24 protein-coding genes are annotated in these 23,515 nt (G+C 60.2%); 9 read left to right on the plus strand and 15 right to left on the minus strand.

Annotated features, from left to right (window positions below; genetic code table 11):
- Window positions 1-82 precede the first annotated feature (82 nt).
- The gene (locus BN1115_RS03320) at window positions 83-2,056 is read left to right on the plus strand and encodes a methyl-accepting chemotaxis protein (protein WP_042656058.1); all 1,974 of its coding nucleotides are present in this window, start codon (window positions 83-85) and stop codon (window positions 2,054-2,056) included.
- 68 nt (window positions 2,057-2,124) lie between these two features.
- Window positions 2,125-3,000: a flagellar protein MotY gene (locus tag BN1115_RS03325; protein ID WP_175566093.1), complete on the plus strand. Its 876-nt coding sequence runs from the start codon at window positions 2,125-2,127 to the stop codon at window positions 2,998-3,000.
- An 84-nt stretch (window positions 3,001-3,084) separates the two neighbouring features.
- Here BN1115_RS03325 and gloA read toward each other — a convergent pair whose 3' ends face one another.
- From gloA to BN1115_RS03370, 9 genes are all read right to left on the minus strand, one after another.
- Window positions 3,085-3,498: a lactoylglutathione lyase gene (gloA, locus tag BN1115_RS03330; protein ID WP_040099818.1), complete on the minus strand. Its 414-nt coding sequence runs from the start codon at window positions 3,496-3,498 to the stop codon at window positions 3,085-3,087.
- Between the two features lie 169 nt (window positions 3,499-3,667).
- The gene (nth, locus tag BN1115_RS03335) at window positions 3,668-4,309 is read right to left on the minus strand and encodes an endonuclease III (RefSeq protein ID WP_042656060.1); all 642 of its coding nucleotides are present in this window, start codon (window positions 4,307-4,309) and stop codon (window positions 3,668-3,670) included.
- 13 nt (window positions 4,310-4,322) lie between these two features.
- Window positions 4,323-5,084, minus strand: a complete 762-nt coding sequence (locus tag BN1115_RS03340; protein WP_425247454.1) for an electron transport complex subunit E — start codon at window positions 5,082-5,084, stop codon at window positions 4,323-4,325.
- A gap of 15 nt (window positions 5,085-5,099) precedes the next feature.
- Window positions 5,100-5,732, minus strand: coding sequence for an electron transport complex subunit RsxG (gene rsxG / locus BN1115_RS03345; protein WP_005359614.1), 633 nt, complete (start codon window positions 5,730-5,732; stop codon window positions 5,100-5,102).
- A 43-nt stretch (window positions 5,733-5,775) separates the two neighbouring features.
- A complete protein-coding gene (rsxD, locus tag BN1115_RS03350; RefSeq protein ID WP_005337606.1) occupies window positions 5,776-6,828 on the minus strand; it encodes an electron transport complex subunit RsxD in 1,053 nt (350 codons plus the stop codon).
- An 11-nt stretch (window positions 6,829-6,839) separates the two neighbouring features.
- Window positions 6,840-9,593 carry an electron transport complex subunit RsxC gene (gene rsxC, locus BN1115_RS03355; protein ID WP_042656061.1) on the minus strand — a complete coding sequence of 918 codons (2,754 nt, stop codon included), beginning with the start codon at window positions 9,591-9,593 and terminating at the stop codon, window positions 6,840-6,842.
- A 14-nt stretch (window positions 9,594-9,607) separates the two neighbouring features.
- Window positions 9,608-10,186 carry an electron transport complex subunit RsxB gene (rsxB, locus tag BN1115_RS03360; RefSeq protein ID WP_005350799.1) on the minus strand — a complete coding sequence of 193 codons (579 nt, stop codon included), beginning with the start codon at window positions 10,184-10,186 and terminating at the stop codon, window positions 9,608-9,610.
- 2 nt (window positions 10,187-10,188) lie between these two features.
- The gene (gene rsxA, locus BN1115_RS03365; protein ID WP_005337600.1) at window positions 10,189-10,770 is read right to left on the minus strand and encodes an electron transport complex subunit RsxA; all 582 of its coding nucleotides are present in this window, start codon (window positions 10,768-10,770) and stop codon (window positions 10,189-10,191) included.
- Window positions 10,771-10,951: 181 nt separating this feature from the next.
- A complete protein-coding gene (locus BN1115_RS03370) occupies window positions 10,952-14,095 on the minus strand; it encodes a DEAD/DEAH box helicase (protein ID WP_042656106.1) in 3,144 nt (1,047 codons plus the stop codon).
- Between the two features lie 154 nt (window positions 14,096-14,249).
- Between BN1115_RS03370 and BN1115_RS03375 the strand changes: the two genes are divergently transcribed.
- From BN1115_RS03375 to rluF, 4 genes are all read left to right on the plus strand, one after another.
- Complete coding sequence (locus tag BN1115_RS03375; RefSeq protein ID WP_042656062.1) at window positions 14,250-14,717, plus strand: hypothetical protein; 468 nt, start codon at window positions 14,250-14,252, stop codon at window positions 14,715-14,717.
- A gap of 163 nt (window positions 14,718-14,880) precedes the next feature.
- Complete coding sequence (locus BN1115_RS03380; protein WP_042656063.1) at window positions 14,881-15,249, plus strand: VOC family protein; 369 nt, start codon at window positions 14,881-14,883, stop codon at window positions 15,247-15,249.
- A 245-nt stretch (window positions 15,250-15,494) separates the two neighbouring features.
- Window positions 15,495-15,617 (plus strand): hypothetical protein, encoded by a 123-nt coding sequence (locus BN1115_RS22865; RefSeq protein WP_005350832.1) that lies wholly within the window; start codon window positions 15,495-15,497, stop codon window positions 15,615-15,617.
- Window positions 15,607-16,626, plus strand: coding sequence for a 23S rRNA pseudouridine(2604) synthase RluF (gene rluF, locus BN1115_RS03385; RefSeq protein ID WP_042656064.1), 1,020 nt, complete (start codon window positions 15,607-15,609; stop codon window positions 16,624-16,626). Before BN1115_RS22865 ends, rluF begins: the two co-directional genes overlap by 11 nt.
- A 52-nt stretch (window positions 16,627-16,678) precedes the next feature.
- Here the strand turns inward: rluF and BN1115_RS03390 are convergent, their stop codons facing one another.
- Window positions 16,679-17,953: a cyanate transporter gene (locus tag BN1115_RS03390; protein WP_042656107.1), complete on the minus strand. Its 1,275-nt coding sequence runs from the start codon at window positions 17,951-17,953 to the stop codon at window positions 16,679-16,681.
- Window positions 17,946-18,461, minus strand: coding sequence for a nucleoside deaminase (locus tag BN1115_RS03395; protein ID WP_042656065.1), 516 nt, complete (start codon window positions 18,459-18,461; stop codon window positions 17,946-17,948). The genes BN1115_RS03390 and BN1115_RS03395 overlap by 8 nt, the downstream gene beginning before the upstream one ends.
- 109 nt (window positions 18,462-18,570) lie before the next feature.
- Between BN1115_RS03395 and BN1115_RS03400 the strand changes: the two genes are divergently transcribed.
- Window positions 18,571-19,413: a LysR family transcriptional regulator gene (locus tag BN1115_RS03400; RefSeq protein ID WP_042656066.1), complete on the plus strand. Its 843-nt coding sequence runs from the start codon at window positions 18,571-18,573 to the stop codon at window positions 19,411-19,413.
- A gap of 65 nt (window positions 19,414-19,478) precedes the next feature.
- Here the strand turns inward: BN1115_RS03400 and rsmS are convergent, their stop codons facing one another.
- From rsmS to BN1115_RS03410, 3 genes are all read right to left on the minus strand, one after another.
- On the minus strand, window positions 19,479-19,634 hold the full coding sequence (gene rsmS / locus BN1115_RS21520) for a pleiotropic regulatory protein RsmS (protein WP_082034787.1): 156 nt from the start codon (window positions 19,632-19,634) through the stop codon (window positions 19,479-19,481).
- A 95-nt stretch (window positions 19,635-19,729) separates the two neighbouring features.
- Complete coding sequence (locus tag BN1115_RS03405) at window positions 19,730-20,200, minus strand: acyl-CoA thioesterase (RefSeq protein WP_042656067.1); 471 nt, start codon at window positions 20,198-20,200, stop codon at window positions 19,730-19,732.
- Window positions 20,201-20,220: 20 nt separating this feature from the next.
- Window positions 20,221-20,514 carry a hypothetical protein gene (locus BN1115_RS03410; RefSeq protein WP_425247473.1) on the minus strand — a complete coding sequence of 98 codons (294 nt, stop codon included), beginning with the start codon at window positions 20,512-20,514 and terminating at the stop codon, window positions 20,221-20,223.
- A 151-nt stretch (window positions 20,515-20,665) separates the two neighbouring features.
- Here BN1115_RS03410 and BN1115_RS03415 point away from each other — a divergent pair, with 151 nt between their 5' ends.
- On the plus strand, window positions 20,666-21,304 hold the full coding sequence (locus BN1115_RS03415) for a tellurite resistance TerB family protein (protein WP_042656069.1): 639 nt from the start codon (window positions 20,666-20,668) through the stop codon (window positions 21,302-21,304).
- A 154-nt stretch (window positions 21,305-21,458) separates the two neighbouring features.
- A complete protein-coding gene (locus tag BN1115_RS03420) occupies window positions 21,459-21,917 on the plus strand; it encodes a GNAT family N-acetyltransferase (RefSeq protein WP_042656070.1) in 459 nt (152 codons plus the stop codon).
- 93 nt (window positions 21,918-22,010) lie between these two features.
- On the opposite strand, the gene BN1115_RS03425 is transcribed toward BN1115_RS03420, so the two are convergent.
- A complete protein-coding gene (locus tag BN1115_RS03425; protein WP_042656071.1) occupies window positions 22,011-23,426 on the minus strand; it encodes an aminotransferase-like domain-containing protein in 1,416 nt (471 codons plus the stop codon).
- Window positions 23,427-23,515: the final 89 nt, after the last annotated feature.

The raw sequence follows: 23,515 nt of genomic DNA on the forward strand, positions 1-23,515 counted from the left end.
TGCGAATGAGCGGCACAACCGGCTGTATCAGCGAGATGGTTAAATATAATCAATGAGTTGACAAAAATAACAGGAGCTCGGGATGAACAGACTCGGATTAGCTAGCAAGATGTTGCTGGCAATTTGCCTGCCGTTATTAGCGTTGCTATTTTTCGCCAGCCACTATGCATACGACAGGTATCAGGCTGCCCATGAGATGGAGCAAGCCCTGCAGCAGCTCACCGTGGTGAAAAGCAGTGCCCAGCTGGTGCATGAACTGCAAAAGGAGCGGGGCATGTCGGCGGGGTTTATCGGCTCGCAGGGGCGTAAATTCGCCGATGTTCTGCCGCGTCAAACGCTGTTGGTTGACGAGGCGATCCGCCATTTTCAGGCACAAGAGCAGGGGATGGCTCATGAGGCGGTGGCTCAGGGATTGAGCGAGTTGGCAGGGATCCGCGATCAGGTGAGCAAGCTGACCATCGAAGCGCCCCGTCAGGTCGCCTTCTATAGCCAGTTAATTGCCTCTTTGCTCAAGGTAGTGGATGAGATTAGCCTGCGCAGCCAAGATGCCGGGATCGCACTGCAGACCAATGCCTACGCCGCTTTCTTGCAAAACAAGGAGCGCATGGGGATGGAGCGGGCCACCCTCAGCAATGTGTTTGCCAAAGGGAGCTTCACCCCGGCAACCCAGCAGCAGTTTATGTCCCTGCTGGCTGCCCAGCAGAGTTACCTTGAGCGTTTTCGCGCTGTGGCAAGCGAGCCGCAGCGGGAACTACTTGCGCAGATAGAGCAAAATCCGGTCATGGAAGAGGTGGTGAAATTCGAGCAGCTGGCGCTTGGCAAGATGGCTGATGGGGGCTTCGGCGTTGATCCAGAGCGCTGGTTTGCCCTGAGTACCGAGAAGATCGAGCTGCTCAAGCAGGGGGAAGATCGGCTCTATCAGCAACTGTTCGAACGGGTTGAACAGATGCAGACCGAGAGTCAGCGCAATTTCTGGTGGGGGTCGCTGGCGGTGCTCTTTTGCCTGCTGTTGACCACCCTCATCAGTTGGAAGGTGTTGCGGGATGTGCATCTGGGTTTCATGGCACTGCATCGTACCTTCTCTCAACTCGTCAACAACAACGATCTGACGGTCAGGGTGCAATGGCAATCCGGCGACGAGCTGGGGGCACTGTCGCGGGATCTCAACCGCTTCCTGCAACACCTCGAAGGGCTGCTGTTGGAGGTGCGCCGCTCCTGTGAGGTGCTGACCCGCAGTGCCAGCAACTCAAATGAGGTGATTGCCGAAGTGAATGAGGGGGTGGTGCGTGGCGTCGGTCAGGTAGAGCTGGTAGCAACAGCTGCGACTGAAATGGCCTCAACGGTGGCTGAAATCGCTCGCAATGCTACCCAGACCTCGTTGGCAACCCAGCAGGCCATCGGTCGTGCCCGGCAGGGTGACAAAGATGTGGATCAGACCATTACCGCCATCGAACGGGTGGCCGGCACCCTCGACGAGACCCAGGTGTTGGTCAACAACCTGCATCAGGACACCGAATCTGCCGTCGAGGCGCTCAACCTCATCAAGCAGATCTCCGATCGCACCAATTTGCTGGCCCTCAACGCCGCCATTGAAGCCGCCCGGGCTGGCGAGTCGGGGCGCGGCTTTGCCGTAGTAGCTGACGAGGTGCGCTCGCTGGCGTCCCGAACCCAGCAGGCGGCCGATGATATCGAGCAGATGTTATCCCGCCTGCGTGTTGGGGCCCGTCAGGCGGTGGTAGCCATGCAGTCGGGCAGCGAGCAGGCGGGTCTCAGTGTCAGTGAAGCGCAGCGGGCGGGTCACGAGCTGACCGACATCGTCAACGAGGTGCGCAAGGTGAGTGACATGACGGCGCAGGTAGCAACCGCAACCGAGCAGCAGCGCTACGTGACCGACGATATCCAGCACAATGTGATGACCATCCGCGAAGTGTACGAGGCGCACCGTCAGCACTCGGTCACCCTGCAGCAAAACAGTGCCGAGCTGGATCAGTTGGCACGGGAGCTGGCCGGACGTATTGCCAGCTTCAAGTTGCTGGAGAGAGCATCCCCCCACTGATCCATTTGCGCTAAAGCTTGACCCTCCCTGGCCGATATCTCTTGTGAGATCGTGTGGAGGGCAGGCAATTGAACGCTTGGTTGTTGGGGTTGGTCAGCATATCCGTGAGTATGCAGTTACAGGCTGGGGTCACCGAATTCGGTGCCGGTCTGGATCAATCCGTCTGGCGTTTGACCTCCGATACCCAGATTGAGTGTCGCCTAGAACATCCCATTCCCAACTGGGGAACGGGGGCTTTTGTCAGCCGTGCCGGGCGCAAGATCAACCTCGACTTTGAGCTCAAGGGCAAGCGGCCGCAGGCCCAGACCCAGACGGTGAGCCTTGGCATCATGCCGCCGGTATGGCGTCCGGGGATTGCCGGGCGAGAAGTGAGTCAACTGCGCTTCTATCAGCAGTTCGATGGTCTGGTGGAGGGGCAAACCGCCTGGACCATGCTCGACGAGCTGGAGGGGGGGCGAATGCCGACTTTCCAGTATCGGGACTGGTATCGCCAGAACCGCGCGGTGCGGGTGTCGCTGTCGTCAGTCAATTTTCGGGTCAAATATCAGGCCTTTATCGACTGTCTGAGCGGGCTCTTGCCCTACAGCTTCAACGACATCGCCTTTAGCGTGCTCACCTACGACAAGAACAGCGATCAGCTCTCCATCGCCTCCAAACGACGGCTGGCGATGATCAGCGAGTTTATCAAGGCGGACAAGAGCATCGACGTGGTGGTGATCGACGCCTACAGCGACAGTTATGGCGGCCGCTGGCCGAACCAGAAACTCTCCGAGAAGCGGGCCGATGCCATCAAGAAGGTGTTTGTCGACTTGGGGTTGGAGCCCGGCAAGATCTCGGTGGAGGGGCATGGCGAGAAGCAGCATGTATCCTCCAACGAAACCGAGCAGGGCCGCGCTAAGAACCGGCGGGTGGTGATCAGCATGGGGCGCAACGGCGAGATCTAGCGCCGTCATCGGCAGCCGGACATAAAAAAGAGCGCATCTGCGCTCTTTTTTGATCCTGCCATTAGGCTGCGGGATTAGGGCTGCTTAGACGCTGTCGCCGAGGCCAGTACCGGCATCTTTCTTGGCGATCAGTTCAATCTTGTAACCGTCCGGATCTTCGACGAAGGCGATGACGGTGGTGCCACCCTTGACCGGGCCCGGCTCACGGGTGATCTTGGCACCGGCGGCGCGCAGGGCGTCGCAGGTGGCATAGATGTCGTCCGCTTCCAGCGCGATATGGCCGTAGGCAGAGCCCAGTTCGTACTCGCTCACCCCCCAGTTGTAGGTCAGCTCGATCACCGCTTCATCCTTCTCGTCACCGTAGCCGACGAAGGCCAGGGTGTACTTGTACTCGCTGTTCTCGCTCTTGCGCAGCAGCTTCATGCCGAGCACGCGGGTGTAGAAGTCGATGGAGCGTTGCAGATCGCCGACACGCAGCATGGTATGCAGAATTCTCATTGCTCAGTTCTCCGGGTTGGTGATTTGTATGCCGTGAGGCTAAAAGTAGAGCGGTCAGTTTTCCGGATAGACCTTCTCTTTATACTCGCACAGGTCCTCGATGATACAGGAACCGCTGCCGCAGATGTTTGCGAGCGAGACAGGTATGACGGTTGTGGCGCCCAGTCATTCAGCTCTCTGGATAGACCTTCTCTTTATACTCGCACAAGTCCTCGATGATACAGGAGCCGCAACGGGGCTTGCGAGCGAGACAGGTGTAACGCCCGTGCAGGATCAGCCAGTGGTGGACATCCAGCTTGAACTCGGCGGGCACCACTTTCAGCAGCTTCTCCTCCACCTGATCCACGTTCTTGCCCACCGCAAAGCCGGTGCGGTTGGAGACCCGAAAGATATGGGTATCGACGGCGATGGTGGGCCAGCCAAAGGCGGTGTTGAGCACCACGTTGGCGGTCTTGCGGCCGACTCCCGGCAGGGCTTCCAGCGCTTCGCGGTTCTCCGGCACCTCGCCACCGTGGCGCTCCAGCAAGATGGCGCAGGTCTTGATGACGTTCTCGGCCTTGGTGTTAAAGAGGCCAATGGTCTTGATGTACTCCTTGAGCCCGTCCACCCCGAGATCCAGCATTGCTTGCGGGGTGTTGGCCATCGGATAGAGTTTGTCGGTCGCCTTGTTGACGCTGACATCGGTCGCCTGCGCCGAGAGCAGCACGGCGATCAGGAGTTCAAACGGCGAGTTGAAGTTGAGCTCTGTGGTGGGGTGGGGATTGTTTTCCCGCAGTCGCTCGAGGATCTCTCTGCGTTTCTGGTTGTTCATGCCTTGCGTCCGATCATAGCTCGGTCGCCCGGACGCGGGCCGGGGCAACGTTGCAGTGGGCCACGGTGGTCGCCTGTTTGCGGTCCCGCCAGTCGTTGATGGCGTTCTTGGCGGCGATCAACAGCCCCAACCCGATAAAGCCGCCCGGCGGCAAAATCGCCAGCAGCAGGCTGGCATCGGCGTGGAACAGCTCGATGCGCAGGGATTTGGCCCACTCGCCCAACAGCAGCTCGGCACCATCAAACAGGGTGCCCATGCCGATGATCTCGCGCATGCCGCCCAGTACCAGCAGCACCAGAGTAAAGCCAAGGCCCATCATCAGGCCGTCGAGGGCCGCCAGCAGCGGCGGATTCTTGGAGGCATAGGCCTCGGCGCGGCCGATGATGACGCAGTTGGTGACGATCAGGGCGATAAAGATGCCGAGCGCCTGATAGAGGCCATAGGTGTAGGCGTTCATCAGCAGCTGCACGCTGGTCACCAGCGAGGCGATGATCATCACGTAGACCGGGATGCGAATATCCTTCGGCACCCAGCTGCGCACCAGCGAGACGGCGAGGTTGGAGCAGACCAGCACCGCCATGGTGGCAAGGCCCAGTCCCAGCGCGTTGGTAAAGGTGGAGGAGACGGCGAGGGTCGGGCAGAGCCCCAGCACCTGCACCAGCGAGGGGTTGTTCTTCCACAGCCCCTGACTCATCAGCTCCTTGAGCTCGCCCTTGCGGCTTTCCAGCTCGGCAATCGGGGCTGTGCCCGTTTCAATCTGTTCCATCTGGTTCATGATGGCTCGACTCCGTTAGTTCGCCGCCGGACAAGCCGGGGCGTTGCTGAGCAGTTCGGGTTGCTCCTGCTGCAGTTTCAGCAGGTTCTTCACCGCCTTGACCACGGCTCGCGGGGTGATGGTGGCGCCAGTAAAGGCATCGAACTCGCCGCCATCCTTCTTCACCGCCCACTGGGGCTCGTTGTCATGGGTCAGGAATTTTCCGGCAAAGCTGTTGATCCAGTCCGATTTCTTCAGCTCGATCTTGTCACCCAGGCCCGGGGTCTCGTTGTGAGCGAGCACACGCACGGCGGTGATGGTGCCCTTGGCATCAAAACCCGCCACGATGCGGATCGCCCCGCTGTAACCATCCGGCGCGATCGCCTCCAATGCATAGCCGGTCACCACGCCATTCTTGCTGGCGGTATAGAGGGCTTGCGGCTGATCGCTGCCCAGATACTTCCTGCTGGTGACTTGCTTGCAGCTGGCCACCAGATCGTTGTCATAGCTCCCCTCTGGCAGCAATACCGAGAGGGTCTGCTGCTTCTCCAGCTGCTGCTGGTGGGCGATTTTATCCTTGGTCAACTCGTTGGTCAGTACCACCAGCGCGGTACAGCCCAGCGCGAACATCGCCAGAATAAGGCCGTTCTTGCGCATGCTCTTTAACATGTCCGGGCTCCGTCAGCTTTGATGGGGGAAAAGGGCAGAAACATCATTGGCGACGGGCTCCATACACTTTCGGGCGAGTCAGGCTGTCAATAAAGGGTACGCAAAGGTTGGCCAGCAGCACGGCGAAGGCGAACGCATCCGGATAGCCGCCAAAGCGGCGAATGATGTAGACCAGCACCCCGATCAGCACGCCATAGACCAGTCGGCCGCGCGGCGTGGTGCAGGCGCTGACCGGATCGGTGGCGATAAAGAAGGCTCCCAGCATAGTCGCGCCGCTAAAGAGATGGAACATGGGCGTGGCAGTCGCATCCGGGCTCACCAGATAGCCGATGGTGGAGGCCGCCAGCAGGGCACCGAGAATCGCGGTGGGAATGCGCCAGTTGATCACCTTCTGTTGCAGCAGGAACAGGCCGCCCAGCAGATAGCCGAGGTTGACCCAGCTCCAGCCGATGCCGCCCCAACCCTCGAATAGCGGGCCGCTCAGGATCTCGCCAGTGGTGAGCCCCTGAGTCAGGCCGGTTTTCAGGGTATCGAGCGGAGTCGCCATGGTGAGACCATCCACCCCCTGCTTGAGCTGGGCCATGCTGTAGCCGTCGAGGCTAAAGCCGGTGAAGATCACCGACGCCGCATCACCAAAGCCGAGGCTGTAGGCGCGCACGCTCTCCGGCGGCAGCCAGCTGGTCATCTGCACCGGGAAGGAGACCAGCAGCAGCACATAGGCGACCATGGCCGGGTTGAACAGGTTCTGGCCCAGTCCGCCGTAAAGGTGCTTGGCGACAATGATGGCAAAGGCCGTGCCCACCACCAGCATCCACCACGGCAGCAGTGGCGGCAGGGAGAGACCGATCAGCACGGCGGTGAGCGCCGCACTGCCATCCATCAGGGCAGGCTTGATGGCGCGGCCACGGAGCTTGAGCACCAGCGCCTCGCACAGCAGCGCAGTGACCAGCGCCAGCAGGATCTGGATAAAGGAGCCCCAGCCGAAGAACCAGGTCTGGGCCAGCAAGCCCGGCACGCAGGCCAGGATCACCAGCAGCATCAGGGTTCGGGTCTGTTTGCGGTTATGGGCAAACGGCGCAGTCGCAATATTGAACATGAGTCTGTCGATTACCTTGTGGTTGTTCGGTCGGCTGACGGGGCATCTTCAGCGGCGGTCTCTGCGGCTCTGGCTGCCTCGGCCGCCAGCTTCTTCGCCTTGGCGCGGGCCACCGCGGCTGCAATGGCCGCTTTTTTCGGATCAACCGGGGCATCAGCTGCAGGGGCGTTCGCTTCAGGCACGGCAGTTACGGCAAGTGGTTGCTCACTGCTGGCTGCATCGCTTTGCATCGGCTCGGCCGGTGCGCGCTCACCCTCAGCTCCGGCCCTGTCTACCTGAGTAGCGGCACTCTCTACCTCTGCACTGGTACTTGCTACCTCAGCACTGGTACTTGCTACCTCAGCACTGGTACTTGCGCTCTGCTGGGCCAGTTTTTTGGCCTTGGCACGGGCGATGGCTGCGGCGATAGCGGCCTTCTTGGGATCGACCGCTTCGCTTTCAGCCGTATCGCTGTGGCTGGTGGTTACTTCGCTCTTGGCTACCGTCTCGTCGCGGGTCTGTGCGCTGGCAGCTGGCTCACTCTTCGCATCCTCAACACCGGCACTTTCGCCCTGCTGGGCCAGCTTTTTGGCCTTAGCGCGGGCAATGGCAGCTGCGATAGCAGCCTTCTTGGGATCGACCGCTTCGCTGGCCGCAGATGGCGCATCGCTTTGGGTTGCAGCGGATTTGCTGGTGCCTGCGGTTGCAGTCAGATCGCCCTCAGCGCTGTCACCCTGCTGGGCCGCCTTTTTGGCTTTGGCCCGCGCAATGGCGGCAGCAATTGCAGCTTTTTTGGGATCGACAGGGGCATCATTTTGCGTGTTGACCTCGGCTGCCGCGCTGTTGGCTGCGCTTACCGGTTCGCCACTCGCTTCGGCCTTTTTGGCCTTGGCCCGGGCGATGGCGGCGGCAATCGCCGCTTTTTTCGGATCAACTTCTGCCTTTTGCTGATCAGCATCTACCGCAGGCGCAACAGCGGTTTCGGCTGTAGCAGGCTCGGCGCTATCGCCAGCCTGAGCAGCTTTCTTGGCCTTGGCGCGCGCCAGTGCGGCGGCGATGGCCGCTTTTTTGGGATCGCTGGCGGGGTCAACCGCCTCGGCGGATTGCGGCGCAGCAGCTGTTTCGCTGTTTGCGCTCTCCGCCAGCTTGGCAGCGCGGCGCGCTTCCGCTTCCCGTTTGCGGGCTTCGCGGGCAGCGATCACGGCACTATTGTCGGGCACGACTGCGCCTGTGGCTGCAATGGCGGTGATGGGCGCATCCTGCTTGGCCTTGATGCGGGCCAGCGCCGCTGCTACCGGGTCTTCTCCACCTGCGGCAGTCATCGCCTGCCGGCGCTGGGCGGCGGCTTCGGCGTGGCGCGCTTCGCGGGCCGCTTTCTCCCGCTCGAAACGGGCCTGCTTGGCCTCGAAACGCTGCTTGGCGCGTTCGGCTTTTTCGGCCTCGGCACGGGCTTCGCGAATGTCGTCTTTGGCGATCTTGTAGTACTGCACCAGCGGGATCTCGCTCGGGCAGACCCAGGCGCAGGCGCCGCACTCGATGCAGTCCATCAGGTTGAGCTTCTCGGCCTTGTCATACTCCTTGGCCCGGCTGTACCAGTAGAGCTCTTGCGGCAGCAGAGTGGCCGGGCAGGCATCGGCGCAGGCGCTGCAACGGATGCAAGGCTGCTCCGGGCCGGGGGCGGGCAGTTCGGCCTGCGTCGGCGCCAGCAGGCAGTTGGTGGCCTTGACCACAGGCACCATGGCGTGGGGCAGGGTAAAGCCCATCATGGGGCCACCCATGATCACCCGCTGCTCCGCTTCCGGTTGCAGTTCGAAACGCTGCAACAGCCAGCGCACCGGCGTACCCAGGCGCACCCAGGCGTTGCCGGGCTTTTTGAAGCTATCGCCGGTGAGGGTGACGATCCGCTCGATCAGCGGTTCGCCGTCGATGATGGCGCGCTTGATGGCAAACACGGTGGCGACGTTGAGCACCATGATGCCAATATCGACCGCGCGGCCACCCTTGGGCACCTGACGGCCGGTGAGCAGCTCGATGGTCTGCTTGGCACCGCCGGAGGGGTACTTGGTCGGCACCGTCTTGACCAGCACATCTTCATCGGTGGCGTGGCGGGTCAGTTGCCCGATCGCCTCGGGCTTGTTGTCTTCCACCCCGATCAGGGTGAGTTTCGGTTTGAGCAGGTGCTTGAGCACCCGGATGCCATCCATGATCTCGTCGGCGTATTGCTGCATCAGCCGATCGTCGGTGGTGATATAGGGCTCGCACTCCAGCCCGTTGACGATCAGGATCTCGGTGAGCTGGCCGCGGCCATCGAGCTTGCTGTGGGTGGGGAACACGGCGCCGCCAAGGCCCGCCACCCCCGCTTGCTGAATGCGTTCGAGCAGCTCGCCCCGCTCCAGATTCCAGTAATCGGCTTTGCCATTGCGCTCGCCCCACTCATCCTCCCCATCCGGGGTGAGAATGACACAGAGATCGCCGAGTCCGGAGGGGTGGGCAACCGTGTGGTTGCCAATCTCGGTGATGGTGCCGGAGGTGGAGGCATGGACAGGGACGACCCGCCCCTTGGCATAACGGGTCAGCGGCTGCCCTTTTTTGACCTTGTCGCCCACCTGCACCAGCAGATCGCCGGCGGGGCCTGCGTGCTGGCGAAGCGGAATGATGAGGCGTGGCGGCAGACCGGCGTCTACTACCGGGCTCTGGCTTGATTGCAGCTTGTTGTCGGCGGGGTGAATGCCACCGTGAAAGTCCCAGAGCGTGCCGGCTTTGATACGTTCGAGTAAGGAATGCATGGTTGCTCCGCTGTTTATTCCACTATCTTGACCGGAATCTTGCCCGGAACATGCACGTTATTGAGATCCCACTTCCAGTTATCGACCGTAGTGGGCACCGGGATCATCTCGATGCAGTCGGTCGGGCAGGGATCGACACAGAGATCGCAACCGGTGCACTCGTTGGCAATCACGGTATGCATCGCCTTGGTGGCGCCGACGATGGCGTCCACCGGGCAGGCTTGAATGCACTTGGTGCAGCCGATGCACTGATCTTCGTGGATAAAGGCGACCTTTTTGACCGGCACGGCGGCCTCGTCACTGCCTCCCAGCGGCTGGGGTTCGACCCCCATCAGATCGGCAATCTTGCGCATGGTGGCCTCGCCACCGGGCACGCACTTGTTGATCTGATCGCCGTTGGCGAGCGCCTCGGCGTAGGGTTTGCAGCCGGGATAGCCGCACTGGCCACACTGGGTCTGGGGCAGCAGGGCATCGAGCTGATCGACGATGGGGTCTGCTTCCACATGAAACTTGACGGCGGCAAAGCCCAGGATAATCCCGAACGCCAGCGCCAGCAGGGTGAGCACCAGAATGGCAAAGAGAATATGGATCATGGTTATATCTTGATAAGGCCGGTAAAGCCCATAAAGGCAAGCGACATCAGACCGGCGGTGATCATGGCAATCGACACCCCGCGAAATGGCGCGGGCACATCGGCGGCGACCAGACGCTCGCGCATGGCGGCAAACAGGATCAGCACCAGCGAGAAGCCGGTGGCAGCGCCAAAGCCGTAGATAACGCTCTGGATAAAGTCGTGTCGCTCATTGATGCTGAGCAGCGCAACCCCGAGCACCGCGCAGTTGGTGGTGATGAGGGGCAGAAAGATCCCCAGCAGGCGATAGAGGGTAGGGCTGCTCTTGCGCACCACCATCTCGGTAAACTGCACCACCACGGCGATCACCAGAATAAAGGCGAGGGTGCGCAGATAGGCGATATCCAGCGGCAGCAGGATATAGTGCTCCACCAGATAGGAGCTGGCACTGGCGAGGGTCATCACGAAGGTGGTCGCCAGCCCCATGCCGATGGCGGTTTCCAGCTTGCCGGAGACCCCCATAAAGGGGCAGAGGCCGAGGAATTTCACCAGCACGAAGTTGTTAACCAGCACGGTGCCGATCAATAAAAGCAGGTACTCAGTCATCAATTACCGTCACTGAAAGTCGGGTTATCCGGGTTTGAAGGCGGGCGGTATTATCTGACGTTAGGGCCAGTTAAACAACCGCAAGGCCGCATGGTTATTATGCAACTGGATAATTTAGCCGGGGTTTTGGGCAAGAATCCGGTGGGTTTTGCGTCATATACCCACCGGGCGACGATCCCTACTAACCAACAGCCAGTTTGGCGGCCTCTTTCCACATAAATGGCGGCATCGGAATAGTGAGACGCCATTTAATGTTCATCGGTTGGCTGCCAGTGTGGGATACGTACTCCACCTCACCAAAGTTCACAAAGCCAAGGGTGCGGCCAAATTCATCTTTGTTCTGCTCGCGGACGAACGGAAACAAGCGCTTACCCTCTGCTCTGTGATTTATGTAACTCAGACCCTTACCCCGTTCTGGGCGAGCGCTGTTTTGGCTCTGCCAATGAAACAGCGACTCGTTGATGGCGTAGTCGTGATAACGGGTAGTGGGGGAGAAGTGCTGTTCCGTTTTGTTCAAGGTAACGAACAGCAACTCGATATTTTGCTCTGCAATGACATAGACCCCTTCGCGAGCCGTGGGTTGCTGCGCGAAGGTGGTCGCGCCAAAGCCAACCAGCACCTGCTCTCTAGCATAGCGAGCATGCAGTTGCAGCGGATTACCGGGAAGGCTTGGCATGGCGCTTTGTTCGTGCTGCACCCGGTTGATCAGCATGGGTAACAGATCTGCCAGCTCGGCCCTTAATTCAGGTTGATTGAGTTGTTTCAGGCTGTGCGCCAAGGAGCTAAAGCCTGCAGTGGGGCCGCTCTGTTGCCAGAAGTCGTAATGGCACATCAAGGCCATACGTTCATCGTGTTCGGCCGTTAAGGTAAAGGCGTTTTCCACCAAGGTTTGTAAGAAGTTCAAGTAATGGAGTGCATCGCAGCCCAATAGCCGGGTTTTGATGGCCCGGGTGTAGAGGGTCGACAGCTTCTCATCGCTCATTTCAGAAATGGTATGGTTGTGGGCCTGTTTGACCAAGACGCTCCAATTGCCGCGCTTGTAGATCTCCTCAAGGCTGATGTGAGGGTAGAACTTCAAAAAGTTCGCCAGTGTCAGCGGTAAATCACAATCCAGTGAGAAACGGCGGATCAGGCCCATGAGGCGCGAGGTATTGAGGGTCGCCCTCTTGATATTGCTCAGAATTAACTCTTGGGTCTGTTTTGAGAGTTCGATGCGGCAACCCAATGGGGCGTGAGGGAAGCCCTGTTTGATCTCGTGGCTGATCGCCTTATTGGTTTTACCCACCAGTGCCCGGAATTTCTGGGCAAAGTCATACTCAGCACGGGCATTCCCAACAAAGTCCAACACGGTGCAGCACTCTTTCTCGCTCGCCAGCCGCAGGCCCCGTCCTAATTGCTGCAAGAAGATGGTGAGACTTTCCGTTGGTCGTAAAAACAGCAAGGTGTCGACTTCCGGGATATCGACCCCTTCGTTGAAGATGTCCACCACGCAGAGAATATTGATAACGCCGGTACGCAAATCTTGTTGCTTACTATGTCGATCGTCTCGGTTATCGCTGGTGAGGATGTCAGCCTTGATGCCCTTTAATAAAAATGCCTTGCACATAAAATCGGCATGTTCGCGGCTCACACAAAATGCCAGCGCTTTGATCTTGGTAATATCGGTGACGATCTCATCGAGGCTCTGGACTATCTTCTGCACCCGTTGTTGATTGTGTGTATAGATATTGGTGAGCTCAGTGATGTCATAACGGCCATTTTTCCAAGTCACTTGGCGCAAGTCTGTATCATCATCGATACCAAAATATTGGAATGGACAGAGATGGCGACGATTAATGGCCTCGGGCAAGCGGATCTCTGCTGCGATGACACCACAAAAGTCAGCGAGAATATCACCGCCATCATGGCGCTCTGGCGTTGCGGTTAATCCCAACAGAATGTGAGGTTCAAAGGTGGCGAGCAGACCTCGATAACTGGCCGCCGTAATATGGTGAACCTCATCAATGACGATGTAATCGAAATAGTCTGGGCTAAGACGTAAATTAGCCAGCTGGTTATTCAAGGATTGCACCGAGGCAAATAGTTGACGGTAGTGGGTTGGCACTGCGCCGCCGACTAACAGTTCGCCAAAATTGGATTGCTTGAGCACACCGCGGTATGAGGCCAATGCTTGGCGCAAGATCTCCTCTTTGTGGGCGACAAACAGAAACTTGGCATCGGGTTTGGTTTTCAAAAAACGAGAAAAATCAAAGGCAGAGATCAGGGTTTTGCCCGTACCGGTAGCCGCCACCACCAAGTTACGAAAGCGCTGGTGTAAAGCGCGCTCCATCGCCAATTGTTCAAGGATCTCCAGTTGATGGGGAAACGGCGTGATATCAAAGAAATAGGCAGGGCTATTTTTGTCACTATCCCCGCGGGCCTCTTGCAGCGCATGCTGCAATTTTGTACGGCTTTCCAGCTTGCCATCAAACAGCTCAAAATCATCGGATTCCCAATAGGTTTCAAAGGTACTCAGGGATTTCTCGATAATATGAGGGATCTCTTGCGAGGTGATTTTTAGGTTCCATTCCAAGCCGCTGGTGAGGGCAGAGTGAGAGAGATTAGAGGAACCTATATAGCCGGTATGAAAGCCGGTATTTCGGCAAAAGAGATAGCTCTTGGCATGCAACCGCTCGCGCTGGGTGTTATAGCTGAGTTTGACTTCGGTGTTGGGCAGGCTGGCTAAAAATTCGACCGCCTTGGCGTCGGTCGCCCCCATATAAGAGGTAGTAATTACTTTTAATTGGCGGCCGCTGCGAGTGAACTCTTCCAGCTCATGACGGAAAATACGGATACCTGCCCATTTGATAAATGAGACCAGCCAGCAGATGCTATCTGCCGATAATATCTCCCGTTTAATCTCCGACTCCATCGACAAGCCCGCATTGCTGCCGCAGAACAGCTCACTTTGCGTTAGACCGGTCAGAGGGAAAACATCTTCGGCATATTGCTTTAAATTGGCTGAGATGGGGTTATCCAACTGGTAGAGTGCCGTCAGAATTTTCCCCTGACTATCGATGAGGTTCTCGCCAATAAAGTCTGGGTCTTGCGTGCGATCCTTTAGCCAAAGCAATAACTGGTTAGCCAGCTCAATCTGCCGTTGCAGCTGATCCTCTCCAGTGACCGAACCCACCGCATATTCCAAAACCCGGCTCAGAAATCGCGATAACCAGACTGCCGCTTCGGCAGGTTCAAGCTGGCGTTCCCCTACGTAAAAGCGCTCGCGGTCGAGTCGAGATGTCAGCAGTTGAGTAATGAGCTGTTCATAAATACCGCATTGTTGCATCGCACACTGGCCTTGAACGTTGTACATGAGGGTGGCGAGAAGAGTATCATTTTTTCCAACCAAATCAGTAAGCTGTTGTCGCCTGTTACTCGTTTGAAAATCGCCACGGTTTTCGGTAATAGAGCCCGGCAGTGACAACCACAGGGAGGTGGTGATGGATCCGGTTTCTTATCTTTTTTCGGCTTATCTCAATCTGGTACAGCAGCAGGTGTCGGATCACTACGGCACAGAGCCCAAGACGCTGGTGGTGGAATATGAGGGGGAGCAGGTGCCCTTTGTCTTCCAGTTCTGGCAGATCCAACCCAAAAGCGTCTGCCGTCCCTACGAGCAAGATGTACGGCGCTTTAGCCAGTGCACGGTCAAGGCGTCCGCCCTGTTTCACAAGCTGTGTGATGACTTGACCCGGCAGGATGACAGCAGTTGGCAACTGCCCAAATTTCGCACCATGTACTGCTCGGCTGCGATCAGCTATCGACCTATGATTGCTGAAATCGGGGATGCCAAACAGAGTCCGGCCAAGCTGGCGGAGCGCGCTTGCAATCAGGCGATTCTGGCGGCAATGGACAGTGACGATGAAGCCCTGTTGGCCCAGCGGGAGAAAGCGTGCGCTGCGGTGCAGTAAGGCGGATTTATTTGACCAGATCATTTGCGCTCTCTTTGCGTGCCACGGCACACATGGGATCTCCCTTGCCGGGTATGATGGGGTGGTCCGTAGTGGCGGCGACCGTCGGACGCTCGCGGGCATATGCCGCTCACATCAGCCAGATCACCACCAGGAGGTAACCATGATCAGCCATATCGACCATCTGGTATTGACGGTCAGTGATATCGAACGGGCCGTGGCGTTTTACAGTTCGGTGCTCAATATGGAGGCCATCACTTTCGGTGCGGGGCGCCGGGCGGTGGGGTTTGGCAACCAGAAGATCAATCTGCAACTGCCGGGGCAGGAGCCGCGCAACCGGGCGCAGGTGGGGTCGGGGGATGTCTGCCTTATCACCCGTTGGCCGCTGGCACAGGTGATGGCCCAGCTTGCCTGCCACGGGGTGGAGATTGTCGAGGGGCCAGTGACCAAGAGCGGTGCCTGCGGGCCGATAGAGTCAGTCTATTTCCTTGACCCGGATCAAAACCTCATTGAGGTCAGCCGCTACCCCTGACGCGCTGATACGCCCGATGCCTTATGAGCCCCTGGTTTTCATTGCCGCTTTGCCGGTTAAATCCTCTCTGTTCCTCCTTGGCGGTATCCTTGTTTGCCCCCTTGTGACCGTGATACTGCCCCAATTTGTGCCCTTTGCTGGGGCGATCTGTGAACTATCCGGCGTGCTGGACGGGGCAATATGCTAATGTAGCGGCGTTTTTTGATGGATAAGCTGGCATTGGCCTTTTTTGAAGATGGAATGGTATGCAGAACTTTGACGTAGTGAATTGGCTGATGCAGCAGACAGCCTCCCCGGCGCAGCCGGAACAGGCGATGGCACAACCGGGCGCGGCCCAAACCCTGTGGCAGGTGACCCATGCTGGCTAACGAATCCATGCGCCTGAACAAATACATCAGCGAGAGCGGCATCTGCTCGCGCCGCGAGGCCGACCGCTTTATCGAACAGGGCCACGTCTTTATCAACGGCAAGCGCGCCGGGATTGGCGATCAGGTACAGGTTGGCGATCTGGTCAAGGTCAATGGTCAGGTGATTGAGCCGCGCGAGGCGGACAGTCTGGTCTTTATCGCCCTTAACAAGCCGGTAGGCATCGTCAGTACCACAGAGGCGGGCGAGAAGGACAACATCGTCGATTTCGTCAACCACAGCACCCGGGTCTTCCCCATCGGGCGTCTCGACAAGGATTCGCAGGGGCTGATTTTCCTGACCAACCACGGCGATCTGGTCAACAAGATCCTGCGGGCGGGCAACGATCACGAGAAAGAGTATCTGGTGACCGTCGACAAGCCGGTGACCGACGAGTTTGTGCGCGGCATGGCGGCCGGGGTGCCGATCCTCGGTGCCGTCACCAAGAAGTGCAAGGTGAAGAAAGAGGCGCCGTTCGTCTTTCGCATCACCCTGGTGCAGGGGCTGAACCGCCAGATCCGCCGCATGTGCGAGCACTTCGGTTTCGAAGTGACCAAGCTGGAGCGCATCCGCATCATGAACGTCAGCCTCAAGGGGCTGCCGGTGGGCGAGTGGCGCGATCTCACCGACGACGAGCTGATCGATCTGTTCAAGCTGATTGAGGACTCCTCCTCCGAGGTGAAACCGGCCAAAGGCGACAAACCCAAGGCGGCCAAGGCCCCTGCGGCGCAAAGCGCCAAACCGGCCCAAGGCAAGAAGCCGCGCCGCGATGATGATCACGAGATTGGCGGGCGTCCCAATGTGCCGGGCCCAGAAGCCTTCGAGAAGAAGCTGCCGGTGGGCAAGGGTGGCGCGGGCAAAGGTGCCGCCAACAAGGGCGGTGCTGGAAAAGGGGCCCCCGGCAAGGGTGGCAAACCGGCCACCGGCAAGCCACGCACCGCTAACGCCGGGCGGCAAAAGAAGGGGCGCTGAGTTGCCCCCCTGAACGGGGTCAGCCTCACCAGTCATCTCCAACACACCGGCCTCAGGCCGGTGTGTTGCTTTGGGCCGCAGAGCTGGCCGGGAGGGGCGCAGAAAGGGTTGACTCGCTGCTAGTAGGTAACTTCATTACGCGAGGATAGTGGCGCGGGTCGAGGCGCACTACCAGCAGGCTCATCAGCAGCAAGCCCCCCAGTTGCCACTGCCAGGCGGCCGCGAAGTCGCTCACATAGTGATAGAGCCGCGCCGCCACCCAGGGGCCGGTGGCGGCCAGCATAAAGCCGAAGCCCTGCATCAGGGCGCTCAGGGTACCGGCGCGGCGCGGGTCGGGCAGGTGATCGAGCGCAATCACCATGATCAGCGAAAAGCTGCCGCCAAGACCGGCGCCGCACAGCATGCACCAGAGCATGGGGGCCGCCTGTGGTGCCAGACAGAGACCGCCAAATCCCGCCAGTTGCATGGCGATAGCAAGGCCCATCCACGGCCGCCGATCCAGTCTGCGCGCCGCCAGCAGCGGCAGACCGAGGCCGCTGGCAGTCTGCGCCAGTGCCAGCCAGGCGACCAGCTCGCCCGCCTGCTCGGCACTCCAGCCTTGCGCCATATAGGCGGGAGCCAGCCAGGCCACCACGATGCCGTAGCCGCTGTTGATGATGCCAAAGCAGACGATCAGCAACCAGCTACGGGGCAGGGTGATCAGCCGCTGCTCGCCGTGGGGAATGGCGACAGCTGCGGCCCGTGGCAGACGCACTTTCCACCCTAGCCAGACGAGGGCCAGCAGCACCGGCAGGCTCCAGAGCGCCAGTGCCCGCGACCAGTCTAGGCTCGCCGCCAACCGTGGGGTAAGGCTGGCCCCGAGCGCCCCGCCCCCCATCATGCAGGCGGAGAAGATCCCCATCACCAGCGGCACCTTGTGGGCGAACGCTTGCTTGATCAGCGCCGGCAACACCCCCTGCACCAGTGCCGACCCCAATCCACAGAGCGCCGCACTGGCGATCAGCAAGGCGCCGTTTTGGGCATCGAAGCGCATGGCGCTGCCGATGCCGAGCAGCAGTAGGGCCGTTCCCAGCAGTTGGCGCGCACTGGCGCGCCGACGCAGGCTGGGGGTGAGCAGCACACCAATCCCGATCAGCCACAGCGGCAGCAGGGTGAGCCAGGCTAGGGTGTCCATCCCCAGCGCCAGCCGCAGGTCAATGGCTTGGGCCAGCGGGCCGATGGCGGTGAGAAAGGGGCGCAGGTTAAGGCCAATCAGGATCACCAGTACCAGCAGAGCAAACTGCTGGCGGCGCGCTGCTGCCGGGTGGATGGTAGTTCTCTTACTCATGGTCATGGCTCTGCGGCTCGGAGTCGTAGAGATCCGCGGCCGTCATGGAGACGGACAATTTGATCAGGGGCAGCGGTTGCGGCGCAAGGGTCAGCCCCAGCTGTTGATAGGCGGCGGAGCTGTCAAAGCCGAACGGCGCCGCATCGGCGTTATCAAAGGCGTAATAGACGGCGGCGATGCCGTTCATCACCAGCGCACCGAGGCACATGGGGCAGGGGTGGCCGCTGGCATAGACGATGGCCCCCGCGAGCGGCCCGCACTGGCTTGCCTTGCGCAGCGCCTCCAGCTCGGCGTGACGGGTGGGATCCCCATCCAGATGGATGCCGTTGACCGCGCTCGCCACCAACTGGCCATCTCGCACCAGCAGGGCGGCGAAGGGGCGGCCCCCCTGCCGGTGATTTGCTCTGGCCAGCTGCACCGCCTGCTCCAGCCACTGTCGGTGAGTCTGGAGTGAGGTTGATGGGGTGAGCGAGCTAAGAGGGGTAGACGCTACAAGAGGCTGTGACATGGTGACAAACCCTGATTTGACGGAAGAAACGCCAGCCTAGCGGGGTCTAAAGTCATTTGGAAATTAAATGATAGAATAGGTTTCAGTGGTTTTGTAAATGGAGCGCCCCATGCTGGATCCCCTGTTACTGCGCAGTTTTGTCGCCATTATCGACACCGGCAGCTTTACCCGTGCCGGTGAACGGGTCCATCTGACCCAATCCACCATCAGCCAGCAGATCCGCCGTCTTGAGCAGCAGCTCGGCTGCCCGCTGCTGGATCGCACTGGCCGTCAGGTGGTGGCGACAGCGGAGGGGGAAAAATTGCTGGGGCTGGCCCGCCGTATTCTGGCGCTGCTGGCACAGGCCGAAGAACAAGTAACGGAGGGGAGCGTGGCGCTCAGCCTCGGGGTGCCGGAGGATTTCGCCGCCGGCGCCATCACTCCGGTGCTTGCCGCCTTTGCCCGCGACTACCCCGAGGTACGGCTGGAGGTGCAAAGCGGCCTGAGCCACGAGATCTGGCAGCGCTTCGCGGCGGGGGAGCTGGATCTGGCGCTGGTCAAGCAGACACGCGGCCAGGGCTCGCCGCTCGCCAGCTGGCGCGAACCGCTGGTGTGGGTCGATAGCCGCGACTGGCCTGCCCGGGAACGGGATCCGCTGCCGCTGGTGGTGTTCCCGAGCGAAGGGCTCTATCGGCGGCAGATGACCGAGGCGCTCGATGGCCTTGGCCGGCGTTGGCGCATCGCCTATGTCAGCGCCAGCCTCGCCAGCTTGCAGGGGGCGGTGAGTGCAGGCATCGGCGTGAGCTTGCTGCCAAAACGGCTGATGCCTGCCGATCAGCTGGCTCTGACCCAGTGGCCCAAGGTAGCGCCGGTGGAACTGGCGCTCCATGCCGGAGTTAGCGGAAGCGAGCCGCTCACCCGCTTGAGCTCGGCCCTGATCGCCCTTTGCGACGAGGTGATGGGGCCGCAATAAGTGGCTCTATTCTGTGGAGAAAAACTGAAGTCGGAAAGATAAGGCGTAAAAAGTACGGGTAGGGATCAGTGATCCTTCCCCTCCGCCAACTTGCGCTCGTAGTCACTTTTCACAATGGCCAGCGCCGCCAGTACCAGCTCGGGGGCCAGCTGGTTGGTTTCCAGCAGTTCAATCAGATCCACCGCGAGTTTCACCTCGGGCGGGGCAGTTTCCAGTGACATGGGCAGGGTTCCGGTTGCGGGGAGAGGGGGGGATTATACAGGGGCGCCGCCGTAGGCCGAAAGCGCCCGCTGTATCGGGCTGTGAGGCACCAAGATCAGAGGTGCTGGCGCATCTCCTTGTCGATCTCCTCGCGCAGGGCAATCAGCTTTTTGGCGTACTGCTGCAACTGCAGATCGCTTTCGCTCAGCGGCTGCCACTGGGGCACCGGGGTCGGTTTGCCGTGCTCATCCATCGCCACAAAGATGATGATGCAGTGGGTGGTCTTGTGGCGCTCGGTCTCGGTGGGGTGGCGGCTGTAGACATCCACCGCCAGATGCATGCTGGTGGTGCCGGTGTGGATCACCTGGGCGTGCACCTCAACCAGCTGGCCAATCTGGATGGGGCGCAAAAAGCGGATCCCCCCCACATAGACGGTCACCGCATAGCCGCCGCACCAGCCAGCGGCGCAGGCATAGCCCGCCTGATCGATCCACTTCATCACCATGCCGCCATGCACCTTGCCGCCGAAATTGACGTCGGAAGGTTCGGCCAGAAATTGCAGGGTCAGTTCGCGGGGTGGGGTCATGCTCTCTCCTTGGTTAACCGTCATTGACGGTAGCTTTTGCGATAGGCATCTGCCTGTTGGCAGGGGGGCAGGTTATTGAGATCGGGCCGCTTGTTGCCCTCGCGCTGGCCAAAGCTGGCGAACCCCTGCTGGCACTTGTCGGCCTTGCCCCCCTCCTTGATACAGGCATCGATCCGCTGTTGCTTGCCCTGCTCGACCAGTTGCTGTTGCGCTTGCTGGCAGGCGGCATCCAGTTTGGCCTGCTGGGCTGAGCGATCCAGCTCGCTGGCCGCACTGGCGGTGCCACACAGCAGCAAGGCGACTAATGGGGTGATGGTGCGCATCCTGATGCTCCTTGTTGACCTGTTTCAGGTATACCGCGAATGGCGGCAGGATGCACAGGGGCCGGTGCAATAATGGGGGCCCATTCACTGTTGGTTCATCAGTCTGGCGCCAGCATGGGCCGAACAATAGCGAGGTGTCACGATGAAACAGATGCTGGAACAGTTGCTGGGGGCTGGCAAAGGCTGGCTCAATGAAGGCGGAGACAAGCGCAAGGGGCAGATGCAGGGAGCGCTGGCCGGCGGCGCGCTCGGTCTGTTGCTGGGCAATAAAAAAGTGCGCAAATATGGTGGCAAGGCCGCTGCCGTGGGCGGCGCCGCAGCCCTTGGCGGGCTGGCCTACAAGCTCTATCAGGATTGGCAGGCCCAGCAGGCGGCACCGGCCCAGCCGACCCATCCCATCAGTGGGCTGGAAGGCAATGCGCTGGATGCCCGCGCGGCGCTTTTGGTGCGCGCCATGGTGGCTGCGGCCCGGGCCGATGGCCATATCGACGGCGCCGAGCGCCAGAAAATTCAGGAGTACCTGACCGAACAGGGTCAGAGCGACGTCGCCCGCTGGATTGACGCCGAGCTGGCCCGCCCCCTCGATCCCCACGCGCTGGCGCGGGAAGTGACCGATATGGAGCTGGCCACCGAGGTCTATCTCGCCTCCCTGCTCGCCATCGAGGTGGATCACTTTATGGAGCGCGGTTATCTCGACGAACTGGCGCGCGCCCTCAAACTCGATGACAACCTCAAAGGGAGCATCGAGCGGCAGGTGGCCCAACTTAACGCCCCCGCCTGATATCCCTCATCGCCATGGATTGCCGATAACGCCCCGCTCAAGGGGCGTTGTTGTTTAGGTTGCTCGTCAAAAGATACGGATGAGCCTATTTGGATTGCGGGACACAGCCCCTAAGATGGCGCATGACCATCACCTTTTTTGCAAGGAGCAACCGTTGGAGATACGCAAGGCAAGCGAACTGGATATCGACGCCATTGTCGAGCTGAACCGGCAGATTGGAGAGATCCACCATCAGCACTATCCCGAAGTGTTCAGCCCCCCTTCGCCAGAGGAGCGGGCATTTTTGCTGAGCGCCATCGGCGCCGAAGGGCGCCTGTTCTGCGTTGCCGAGCAGGATGGCAGGGTGGTGGGCTTTTTGACGGCGCGGATCGATATCAATGACTCTGTGCCTTTTCTCACCCGTGCGCCGATTTGCCGTATCGGCTCGGTGGTGGTGGATGAGCAACACCGCTCCCGCGGGATTGGCAAGGCGCTGATCGCCCATTGCGATGAGTGGGCCAAGGCCCGTGATGCTCAGCAAATCCGGCTGGAGGTGATGGCCTTCAACGAGCGTGCCCAAGCGCTCTATGAGGCGCTGGGCTTCAAGGTGCAGTCACAGATCATGGCCAGATGATCAGTTTTTTATGGCGAGCCAAGGTGCGTCACTCCCCAACCACAAAGGCCCGTTGCGGGCCTTTGTTCGTTTCGCCAGCGGCTCTTTGCCACGTTACTTTTCACCGAGCTGCGCGGCAATCAGCGCGGCCAGTCGGGTGAGGGCCTGCTCCAGCTGTTCGCTCCAGGGATGGGAGCTGTTGAGGCGCAGGCAGTGGTTGTGTTGCCCCTGACTGGAAAAGAGGGCGCCGGGGGCTACTGAAAAACCGCTGCCCAGAGCCTTGACGTGCAGGGCGCGGCTGTCGAAATGGGCAGGCAGCGCCAGCCAGAGGAAGTAGCCGCCATCGGGGGAGGAGATCCGCACCTCGTCCGGCAACAGCCGTTGCAGGGCCGCCCGCATCTGCTGCTGGCGCTGGGCCAGGGTGTGGCGCAGGCGGCGAAAGTGGGCATCGACTCCGCCCTGGCGCAGCATCTCGGCCAGCGCCAGCTGGCTCGGTACATTGGTGGAGAGGGTGGACATCAGTTGCAGCCGCTGCACCCGCTCGGCATGGGGCCCCGCCACTACCCAGCCGACCCGAAAGCCCGGTGCCAGACACTTGGAAAATGAGCTGCAGAGCAGGCTGTCGCCACGCTGATCCCAGTGGCGGATCGGCTTGGGGCGCTCGCGGCCAAAGTAGACCTCCGCATAGACGTCATCCTCCACCAGCGGCACCCCATGGCTGTTGAGCAGCGCCATCAGCCGCGCTTTGTGACTATCAGGCATGGTGTGGCCGAGCGGGTGCTGTACATTGCCCATCAGCCAGCACGCCTTGATCGGCATCTGGCTGAGGGCGTCTTCCAATAGCGCCAGATCGATGCCCACCCCCGGGATGACCGGGATCTCCACCGCCTTGAGTTTCAGCCGCTCGATGGCCTGCAGGGCGCCATAGAAGGTGGGGGACTCCACCACCACCCAGTCACCGGGCTCGGTCAGCACCTGCAGGCTGAGGGAGAGCGCCTCCATGGCGCCGGTGGTGATGATGATCTCCTGCGGATTGACCGCCACCCCGTCACTGGCGTAGCGCTGGGCGATGGCGCGGCGCAGTGCCTCGTTGCCGGGGGGCAGGTCGGCCACCGTGCTGAAGGGATCGAGCTTGCGCATGCAGCTGGCCAGCGCCCGCCCGAGCTGGGGATGGGGGAACAGGGTCGGGTCTGCCACCGACATGCCAAGGGGCACCAGATCCCGCGATTTGCTCGCCTGCAACACCTCGAACACCAGATCGTTGATATCCACCGAGCCGCTGTAGTGGGTCTGGCTCGGCGTATGCTGCACGACTTGTGGTGAGGCGGCTTTGACGTAGTAGCCGGACTGGGGGCGGGCGAGGATCCGCCCCTGACTCTCCAGCAGTTGATAGGCCTGCAACACCGTCATGGGGCTGAGCCCGTGGGTCTTGCAGCTCTGGCGAATGGAGGGGATGCGCTCCCCCGGTTGCCAGATGCCATCGTCGATCTGGCTTTGCAGGCGGTCGGCCAACTGCTGGTAAAGGGACATGATCTGGATCAGCTGTTATAGGTGTAATTCAATATAACTGCATCTGTTATAGGTGTCATGCTCCGTGATGTACTTGTCACGCACGAAAC

Origin of the sequence: Aeromonas allosaccharophila (assembly GCF_000819685.1) — a bacterium.
Lineage (GTDB): Bacteria > Pseudomonadota > Gammaproteobacteria > Enterobacterales > Aeromonadaceae > Aeromonas > Aeromonas allosaccharophila.